10 protein-coding genes are annotated in these 9007 nt (G+C 72.2%); 3 read left to right on the forward strand and 7 right to left on the reverse strand.

Going from position 1 to position 9007, the window contains the following annotated elements; all coding sequences use genetic code 11:
• Positions 1 to 125: 125 nt before the first annotated feature.
• Positions 126 to 890: a TVP38/TMEM64 family protein gene (locus tag FOE67_RS30325; protein WP_182662269.1), complete on the forward strand. Its 765-nt coding sequence runs from the start codon at positions 126 to 128 to the stop codon at positions 888 to 890.
• A gap of 220 nt (positions 891 to 1110) precedes the next feature.
• Positions 1111 to 1992, forward strand: a complete 882-nt coding sequence (locus tag FOE67_RS08935; RefSeq protein ID WP_182662271.1) for an undecaprenyl-diphosphate phosphatase — start codon at positions 1111 to 1113, stop codon at positions 1990 to 1992.
• A 132-nt stretch (positions 1993 to 2124) separates the two neighbouring features.
• Here FOE67_RS08935 and FOE67_RS08940 read toward each other — a convergent pair whose 3' ends face one another.
• From FOE67_RS08940 to FOE67_RS08970, 7 genes are all read right to left on the reverse strand, one after another.
• The gene (locus FOE67_RS08940) at positions 2125 to 3027 is read right to left on the reverse strand and encodes a Gfo/Idh/MocA family protein (protein WP_182662273.1); all 903 of its coding nucleotides are present in this window, start codon (positions 3025 to 3027) and stop codon (positions 2125 to 2127) included.
• A gap of 201 nt (positions 3028 to 3228) precedes the next feature.
• Positions 3229 to 3906: a uracil-DNA glycosylase gene (gene ung / locus FOE67_RS08945; RefSeq protein WP_182662275.1), complete on the reverse strand. Its 678-nt coding sequence runs from the start codon at positions 3904 to 3906 to the stop codon at positions 3229 to 3231.
• Between the two features lie 116 nt (positions 3907 to 4022).
• Positions 4023 to 4823: an SDR family oxidoreductase gene (locus tag FOE67_RS08950; protein WP_182662277.1), complete on the reverse strand. Its 801-nt coding sequence runs from the start codon at positions 4821 to 4823 to the stop codon at positions 4023 to 4025.
• A 13-nt stretch (positions 4824 to 4836) separates the two neighbouring features.
• Positions 4837 to 5598: a 3-oxoacyl-ACP reductase FabG gene (gene fabG, locus FOE67_RS08955; RefSeq protein ID WP_182662279.1), complete on the reverse strand. Its 762-nt coding sequence runs from the start codon at positions 5596 to 5598 to the stop codon at positions 4837 to 4839.
• 228 nt (positions 5599 to 5826) lie between these two features.
• Positions 5827 to 6288, reverse strand: coding sequence for a DUF3037 domain-containing protein (locus FOE67_RS08960; RefSeq protein ID WP_182662282.1), 462 nt, complete (start codon positions 6286 to 6288; stop codon positions 5827 to 5829).
• Complete coding sequence (locus FOE67_RS08965) at positions 6285 to 7109, reverse strand: HipA family kinase (RefSeq protein WP_182662284.1); 825 nt, start codon at positions 7107 to 7109, stop codon at positions 6285 to 6287. The genes FOE67_RS08960 and FOE67_RS08965 overlap by 4 nt, the downstream gene beginning before the upstream one ends.
• A 304-nt stretch (positions 7110 to 7413) precedes the next feature.
• The gene (locus tag FOE67_RS08970; protein WP_182662286.1) at positions 7414 to 8268 is read right to left on the reverse strand and encodes an alpha/beta fold hydrolase; all 855 of its coding nucleotides are present in this window, start codon (positions 8266 to 8268) and stop codon (positions 7414 to 7416) included.
• Between the two features lie 116 nt (positions 8269 to 8384).
• Here FOE67_RS08970 and FOE67_RS08975 point away from each other — a divergent pair, with 116 nt between their 5' ends.
• Entirely contained in the window at positions 8385 to 8978 is a 594-nt protein-coding gene (locus FOE67_RS08975) for a TetR/AcrR family transcriptional regulator (protein WP_182662288.1), read from the forward strand.
• The last annotated feature ends 29 nt before the right edge of the window (positions 8979 to 9007 follow it).

Consider the following 9007-nt stretch of genomic DNA (forward strand, 5'->3'; position numbering starts at 1 on the left):
CCGGGGGGAGGGGGAGGCGTGGACATGCGGGGAATGCTCTGCTCGCGACACCGACCCAGTGTGCCCCGTCGGTCGGTTCCCCGCCCGCCGGGGCCCGGCCCGGGGGCATCGGCTAGGCTCGGTCGGTGTTCCGCGACCCGACGATCCCCGCCGACCCCGGGCCGCCGCCCGACCGCGCCGGGCCCGGACCGTCGACCTCCGCCCGATGGTGGACCGCGGGCCTCCTGGCACTGGCGCTGGTGGGTGTTCCCGCCGCGGTGGCGGGTGGATTCGCCCTGCTCGGAGCCCGTTCGGACGCGGTGACCGCGGAAGGGGTCGCCGAATTCCTCGACGGGGTGCCCGCCCTCTGGGTGCCGGTCCTCTTCGCTCTGGGCTATGCCCTGCTGACGGCGCTGATGGTGCCCCGTCCCCTGATGAACCTGGTGGCGGGCGGGGTGCTGGGAGCCGTGGCCGGCACCCTGGCGGCGGTGGCCGGGACGGCCCTGGGCGCGGCGATCGGCTTCACCGTGCTCCGCCGCTGGGGACGGGACGGGGTGCGTCGCCGACTGCCCCCCGGGCTGGTGCGGGCCGCGGACCGCTGGACGGGGCGGCGGGGGTTCACCGCCGTGGTCGTGGCGCGGTTGATCCCGATGGTGCCGTTCCCCGGGGTCACCGCGGCGGCGGCGTTCGGCCGGATCGGACGGACCACCTTCCTGACCGCGACCACCGTGGGCACGATTCCGCTGACGACGGCGTACTGTGTGGCCGCGAGCAACGCCTCCCAACCCTCATCTCCCGTCTTCCTCACAGCCGTTGGGATCATCGCTCTCGCCTGGGCGGGCTCCCTCGCCCTCACCCGGGGCGGGCGGCGCGCCGGGAGGGGAGGGACCGCGGCCGGGTTGACGGGATGACCGGTCGGTGGGCGGGAGAGCGCGACGGGGGGCGAGTGGAGCCGTGACAGGGCCGTGACAGGGCTTTGGTGGGGCCGTGGTGGGGCCGTGGTGGGGAGACGTATCCGGAATCCGACCCTCGCGCCGGGCCTTCCATCGGATGGCCCTACCATTTCGATCTGATCCACCGACGATCATCATTGACAACACCGACATCACCGAGGGACGAGCACGCAGCGCCATGTCTTGGTTCGAATCACTTGTTCTCGGGCTCGTCCAGGGACTCACCGAGTTCCTCCCGATCTCCTCCAGCGCGCACCTGCGGCTCGTCGCCGTCGCGGCGGGCTGGGAGGATCCCGGGGCGGCCTTCACCGCCGTCACCCAGATCGGCACCGAACTGGCGATCCTCATCTATTTCCGCAAGGACATCTGGAACATCGTCTCCACGTGGACCCGCTCCCTGTGGACCCCCGAACTGCGGCAGGACATCAACGCCCGGATGGGGTGGCTGGTGATCCTGGGGTCGATCCCCATCGGTGTGTTCGGCGTACTGCTCAAGGATTCGATCCAGGGCCCCTTCCGGGATCTGCGGTTGATCGCGCTCAGCTTCATCGTGCTGGGCATCGCGCTGGCCGTGGCGGACCGGATGGCGATACAGGCCGAGCACGGTGGGCGGCACCGTGCGGCGAAACCGCGCAAGACGATCGAGGACCTGAACCTGCGCGACGGCATCATCTTCGGCCTGTGGCAGGCATTGGCCCTGATCCCCGGAATGTCCCGATCGGGCAGCACGATCACCGGCGGACTGTTCCTCGGCTACACCCGCGCCGCGGCCGCGCGGTACTCGTTCCTGCTGGCGATCCCGGCGGTCTTCGGCTCCGGCCTCTACGAGCTGGGGGAGATCGGCAACGAGGCGGACCACGTCTCCTGGGGACCGACGATCTTCGCCACCGTGGTCGCCTTCTTCGTGGGGTACGCGATCATCGCCTGGTTCATGAACTGGGTCAGCACCCGCACCTTCGCCCCCTTCGTCTGGTACCGCATCGTGGTGGGCATCCTGATTCTGGTGCTGGTGTGGATGGGGGTTCTGGACCCCCTGGCGGGTCAGGAGTTCGGCGGCTGAACGAAGCCGGTGCCCCGGGACGGGGCACCGGCGCGAAGGGGGCGGTGCCGGCCGGCACCGCCCCCTTCGCGTCTCCCGGCGGGAGGCCGGAGCCCGCTGCCCACCGGCGGCCGGCCGACCGGGGGCACCCGGTCAATCGGATCCGTCCAGGCCGTCCAGGATCCGCTCGCACAGTTCGTGGGTGCGCAGGGCGTCCGCGATGTCGAACCGCCGTCCCGAGCGCACATCGTGCAGGAAGGCCAGGACCGCCTGCTCGATGCCGCGCTGGCGAGCCGGGGGAACCCAGTCGCCGCGGCGCCGCAGACTCGGCTGTCCCTTGTGGTCGATGACCTCGGCGAGGTTGCGGACCTCCCGTTTGGTGTCGTGACCGGACACCTCGAGGATCTCCTCGGCCGAGCCCGACCGCCGGTTCATGGCCCCGAGGGCGGTGAAGCCCCGCCCCGACAGGTGCAGCACCACCTGGTGGAGCAGGCCGTCCCGCACCACTCCGTCGACCGCGACCCGGTCGATCGGGGCGGGGGCCAGGAAGCGCAGGGTGTCCACGACGTGGATGAAGTCGTCGTAGACGAGACGACGGGGATCCTCGGGCAGGCCGACGCGGTGCTTCTGGAGCACGATGAGATCGCGGGGGTGCTCCAGGCACTGGGCGTAGGCCGGGGCGTGGCGGCGGTTGAACCCGACCGCGAGGCCGACTCCGCGCTCCTCCGCCAGTGCGGCGACCCGCTGGGCGTCGGCCAGTTCGTAGGCGATCGGTTTGTCGACGTACACCGGCACGTCCGCCCTCAGCAGGGCGGTCACCAGGGCCGGGTGGGTCTCGGTGGGGGCGTGCACGAAGGCGGCGTCGAGTCCGGCCGCCAGCAGCGAGTCCAGCGCGGCGTGCCGGTGGGCGGGGGGCACCCGGTAGGCGTCACCGATCCGTTCCAGGGTGGTGGCGCTGCGCGTGTGCAGGTGGGGTTCGCAGTCGGGCAGGGCGGTGAGCACGGGGAGGTACGCCTTGCGGGCGATGTCGCCCAGGCCGATCACGCCGATCCTCACGGGGCTCCCTCGGTGGGTGGGGTGGTCCGGCGACCCGCATCCACCGAACGCGGCCGGCCGGGGCGGGAACGCGCGGGCCCGGGGTCGGGATGGGGCCGTGTGCGGCAGCATACGCGTCCGCCCCGCCGCGGCGGGAGGCCCGCCGCGGCGCGCCGGGCGTCGCCGGCCCGTCGGCGGGTACGGGCCGGCGCCCCGCGGGGCTCAGGCGGGGTCGGGGATCCGCCAGTCGACGGGCGGCAGATCGTGCCGGGCGAGCGCGGCGTCGATCGCGCCGAAGGGGCGTGATCCCAGGAACTTGCGGGCCGAGAGCGGGGAGGGGTGGGCGCCGGCGACCACGGTGTGGCGGTCGGTGTCGATCAGGCGGATCTTCTTCTGGGCCTTCGCCCCCCACAGGACGAAGACCACCGGTCGCTCGCGGTCGGAGACAGCCCGGATGACGGCGTCGGTGAAGTGCTCCCAGCCGCGTCCCTGGTGGGAGTTGGCCTCACCGGCGCGGACGGTCAGGACGGTGTTGAGCAGCAGGACCCCCTGGCGGGCCCACGGCATGAGGTGGCCCGTGGTGGGGACGGGCACGCCGAGGTCCGCGTGCAACTCCTTGTAGATGTTGCGCAGGGAGGGCGGGATGCGGACCCCGGGGCGGACGGAGAAGGCCAGTCCGTGGCCCTGGCCCTCCCCGTGGTAGGGGTCCTGCCCGAGGATGACGACCCGGACCTCCGCGTAGGGGGTGGCCTCCAGCGCGGCGAAGACCTGCCCGGGCGGGGGGTAGACGGGGCCCGCGGCCCGCTCGGCCTCGACGAAGGCGGTCAGCTCCTTGAAATAGGGCTGCCGCAATTCCTCGCCGAGGACGGTCTGCCAGTCACCGGGCAGCGTGTCGATCACGGATCCAACCTCCGATGTGTGCCTCGTCGTTCGGGGTGAAGCGACGATCGGGGGCAACGTACCGCGCGGCACCGACAGGCGGTGCCGCGCGGGGTGGGGTCCGGGACCGCGGTGGTTCAGGAGACGCCGGCGTTGAGGAACAGTCCTCCGTCCAGCAGCAGGGTCTGGCCGGTCATCCACGCCGAGTCGGACGAGGTGAGGAAGGCGACGGCTCCGCCGATGTCCTCGGGGGTGCCCAGGCGTCCGAGGGGGTAGCGGGAGAGCACCTGCTCCTCGCGCCCCTCGTACAGCGCCGCCGCGAAGCGGGTGCGGACCACGGCGGGGGCCACCGCGTTGACCCGCACCGACGGGGCGAACTCGTGGGCCAGTTGCTGGGTGAGGTTGATCATCGCGGCCTTGCTCATCCCGTACGCGCCCACGAAGGGCGAGGAGTTGAGGCCGGCCACCGAGGCCACGTTGACGATGGTGCCGCCGTGCTCGCCCTGCCAGGCGGTCCGGGCCAGCTGGGCGAAGCCGAGGGCGGAGATGACGTTGGTCTCGTAGATCTTGCGGACCACGGCGAGGTCCAGGTCCGCGAGACCGCCGAAGACCGGGTTGGTCCCGGCGTTGTTCACCAGGTGATCCAGGCGACCGTACTCGGAGATCACCCGCTCGACCGCCTCGGCGCGGTGGTCCCCGTCGTGGGCCTTGCCGACCACGTACATGGCCCGGTCGGCACCGAGGTCCTTCACCGCCTCGCGCAGCGACTCCTCGGTCCGGCCGGTGATGCACACCCGATCGCCGCGCGCCACCAGGGCGCGGGCGATGCCGAAGCCGATACCGCGGCTGCCACCGGTGACCAGGGCCACCCGGCCGCTGTCGGCGGGGGTGTCCACGGGGGCCGGGGAGGGTGCTCCCGGGCCGGATGCGTCGGTCATGGTCTCGTCTCCCTCAGTTGAGCGGGCCACCGGCCACGTACAACACCTGTCCGGAGACGAAGCCCGCGTCCTCGCCGGTGAAGAAGGCGACGGCGTTGGCGATGTCCTCCGGGCGCCCCACCCGCTGCACCGGGATGCGGTCGGCGGCGGCCTTCTGGAAGTCCTCGAAACCCATCCCGACCCGGGCGGCGGTCTGCGCGGTCATGTCGGTGACGATGAAGCCGGGGGCGACGGCGTTGGCGGTGATGCCGAACTTGCCGAGCTCCTTGGCGAGGGTCTTGGTGAAGCCCTGCAGACCCGCCTTGGCGGCGGCGTAGTTGGCCTGTCCCCGGTTGCCCAGCGCCGAGCTGGAGGAGAGGTTGACGACCCGTCCGAAGCCGGTGTCGACCATGTGCTTCTGGCAGGCCCGGGTCATCAGGAAGGCACCGCGCAGGTGCACGTTCATGACGGTGTCCCAGTCGTCGTCGCTCATCTTGAACAACAGGTTGTCGCGCAGCACACCGGCGTTGTTGACCAGGACCACGGGCGGGCCGAGCTCGGCGGCGACCCGGTCCACGGCGGCGGAGACCTGTTCGGTGTCGGAGACGTCGCAGCCCACGGCCAGGGCGGTGCCGCCATCGGCGGTGATGCTGTCGACGGTGTCCTTGCAGGCGGCCTCGTCCAGATCCAGGACGGCGACGGCGCGACCCTCGCGGGCCAGTCGTACGGCGGTGGCGGCGCCGATGCCCCGGGCCCCTCCGGTGACGATGGCGACGCGCTGAACGGTGGTGGACATGGTGGTTCCCCTCGCCGTTGAGTGAAGCGGGGAGCGCCGCGTCGATCGCCGGCGAGCGACGACGGATCCCCGGAATGAGCAACCGCTTAGTCTTGTGCGTCTGCGACGCTAGAGCCCCGGCCTGCGGCTGTCAACGGCCACGCGGGTGAGGCGGGGCACAGCGGGGACCGGCGGCCGGTTCGGCTCGCCGAACGGGGCGGCCCGGCCGGCCGGGCCGCGGGATGGGACTCAGTCCGCCTCCGGAACACGTGCCGCCCGCCGGGTCACCGGGTGCACCAACAGGTACAACAGGCGCTCCAGCTCCGCCTCGGGGTCCCGGGTGAGGCCACTGTGCACCGGACCCGGTTGGACGACGGTGCTGCGCGGTGCGGTCAGCCACCGGAACCGGCGGCCCGGATCCTCCGCCGCCGCCTGCCCGGCGGCGGCCCCGCCCCGGCACAGTTCCTCTGCGGCGCGCAGGGCCGCGCGCACGCCGATCACGTCCGCCCCCGGGTCCAGGGCGAGCAGACGGTCCTCGTCCAGGTGCACCCGGGCGCCCAGCCAGGAGCGGCCCCGGCACCACAGCAGCACGCCCGCGTTGATGGACTCGCCCCGTTCGGGCCGGGGCACCACCCGCAGGAGGGCGTAGTCGAAGACCTCCCGCGGGGGGTCCTCCGCGCCCCCGGGGCGACCGGCGGTCCGAGGGCTCATCGATCCGCCCCCGCGATCGGGAACCCGCCGGTCAACCAGCCGGGCGCGCGGCTCGGCCCGTCGGTGGTGGGGGGCCCGATGACGATGCGCTCGGCCAATCCCCGCGCCCGCCGGAGGAGAACTCCCACGTGCGCCGTGCGGACCGCCTCGGCGTCGGCGAAACCGGCCTCGCCCGCCAACCACTCGTCGGGCACCTCGGCCACCACCTCGCGCAACAGTTCCTCCGTGATCAACGGCTCCAACTCCGCGCCCGCCGCCCTCGGATCCGGCCCCGCCGGGGCGAGGGCGTGGTCGGAGGCGTCGTGGGGGCGGCCGGCCGCGTCCGCCGCGCCGGCCCAGTTGTGCTGCCAGACCAGGCTCGCCCCGTGGTCGATGAGCCACAGGTCACCGTGCCACACCAGGAGGTTGGGGTTGCGCCAGGACCGGTCGACGTTGCGCACCAACGCGTCGAACCACACCACCCGCCCGGCCTCCACCGGGTCGACGGCGTAGGCGAGGGGGTCGAATCCGATCGCCCCCGGCAGGAAGTCCATGCCCAGGTTCAACCCCTCGCTGGCGCGCAGGAGGTGCTGCACCTCCTCGTCCGGTTCGGCACGTCCGATGACCGGGTCGAGCCGCAGGAGCACCAGATCCGGAACCCGCAGGCCCAGACGGCGGGCGAGTTCCCCCGCGACGACCTCGGCCACGAGGGTGCGTCGCCCCTGGCCGGCGCCGTGGAATTTCATCACGTACGTGCCCAGGTCCTCGGCCTCGACGATGCCGGGCAGCGAACCGCCCTCCCGCAGGGGCGTCACATAGCGGGTGGCCGCCAGTCTTCTCATCACTTTCCCGGGTTGTCCGACTCTTCGTCCTGCCATCCACGGCTCATGTCACGGAAGTGGTCTCCGGGGGGATCCGGGGAGTTGTTGCGGGGTCTCCGTCCTCCCCGCCGGTCGGGCGGTCCGTCGATGACGTGTCGTCCCTCGTCCCCGGTTTCCGGCACGAAGTGAGCATGGTAACCCGGTGTGACGACGGGCGGGGAGTGGCCGAGCCGGGGTCCCCGAGCCGGACAGTCGCGGAGCGGAGCCGCGGGCGGTCGTCGCCCCCGCCACCGGCCGGCCCGGGGGTGTCGCCGGCACCGGGGCATCACCCGCGTGCGGTGACCGGGGACGGGGAGCCGAAGAAGTCGTCGATCTCGCGTACGACACGTTCGGGGGCCTCCTCCATGAGGAAGTGGCCGGTCCCGGGGACGACGACGAGTTCGGCGTGCGGGATGGCGCCGGCGAGCCGCTTCGCGTGGTGGAGGGGCTGCCACCGGTCCTCCTCGCCCCACACGATGCGGACGGGCATGGTCAGATGCCCGAGCCGATCCGCGATCTCCTCGGTGTACCTCGAGTCGTAGTGGCGCACCTGGTGTTCGAAGAAGGAGACGCGGCCCAGCGGCGATCGATGGGGCGCCAGGTACGCCCGGAGAACGTCTCCGGCCATGAGCGTTTCGTCGGCGACGGTCATCTCGAGCTGCCGGGTCAGCAGGGCATCGAACGCGTCCTGCGGCATGTTCGCGAAGCCGTCCGGGTGCTCCTCGATGATCTTCCGCCAGGTCGGGGAGGGCCACGAGTCATGACTGACCGAGTCGATGATCATCAGCCGCCGCACCCGCCCGGGGTGGGCGAGGGCGAAGCGCTGAGCGATGGCGCCGCCGATGTCGTGGGCGACGATGCCGACGCGGTCGACGCCCAGCGCGTCGAGAAGGCGTCCCAGGAGGTCCGTCTGGGCGGCGACGGAGGTGTCGCGGTTCACCGGCCGCTCGGAGAGGCCGTATCCCAGCAGGTCATAGGTGAGAGTCCGGAAGCCGGCCTCCTCGACGGACGGTACGACATCGCGCCATTCGTGGGAGTGCGAGGGCGTGCCGTGGATGAAGACCACCGGTTCGCCCCGGCCGCGATCCCGGTAGGCCAGGCGCACACCATCGACGACGAGGTTGTCGGTCAGGAGGGTCATGATGTCTTCCTCGATGGTCGGCGACGGAGGGGGCGCGGCCCGGCAGTGGCTGCCCGGGACGCCGTTCACCCCCCTATACTGGGTAGACCAGTCTACCTATGCAAATCGAGGTTCCGATGAGTGGAATGGAGCGGGCACCGGGGGCCGGCAGGCGGCGGCCGGCTCGCGAGCGCATTCTGGCCGCCGCGGCGCCGCGTTTCTACAGCGACGGAATCACGGCAACCGGCATCGACACGATCACGGCCGAGGCCGGGGTGGCGAAGATGAGCCTGTACAACAACTTCTCCTCCAAAGCCGAACTCGTCCGCGCCTACCTGGACGCCCGGCACGAGGAATGGCTGTCGAGGTACCGTTCGCGCCTCCAGCGGGCCGAAAGTCCTCGCGACGGCGTGTTGGCCGTCTTCGACACCTACATCGACAGCGCCACCGGGGACGGTTTCCGTGGCTGCGGACTGCTCAACGCCGCCGCGGAAATGCCCGTCGGGGACGAGGGGCGCGCTCTGGTGCGCCGACACAAAGAGGAAGTCGAGCGTCTGATGGCCGGGCACCTCGCGGCGCTGTTGCCCGGGCGCCCCGACACGGCGCGAACCACGGCGGAACACCTGGCCTTCCTCCTGGAGGGCGCCATGACGCGCGCCGGCCTGGAAAGCGACATCACCCGTCTGCGGCACGCCCGCGCCATGGCGGCGGGGTTGCTCGACCGATTGTGACGAGCCGGCCGTCCCCCTCGCCCCTCCCC

Source organism: Streptomyces calidiresistens, from assembly GCF_014141525.1.
Lineage (GTDB): Bacteria > Actinomycetota > Actinomycetes > Streptomycetales > Streptomycetaceae > Streptomyces > Streptomyces calidiresistens.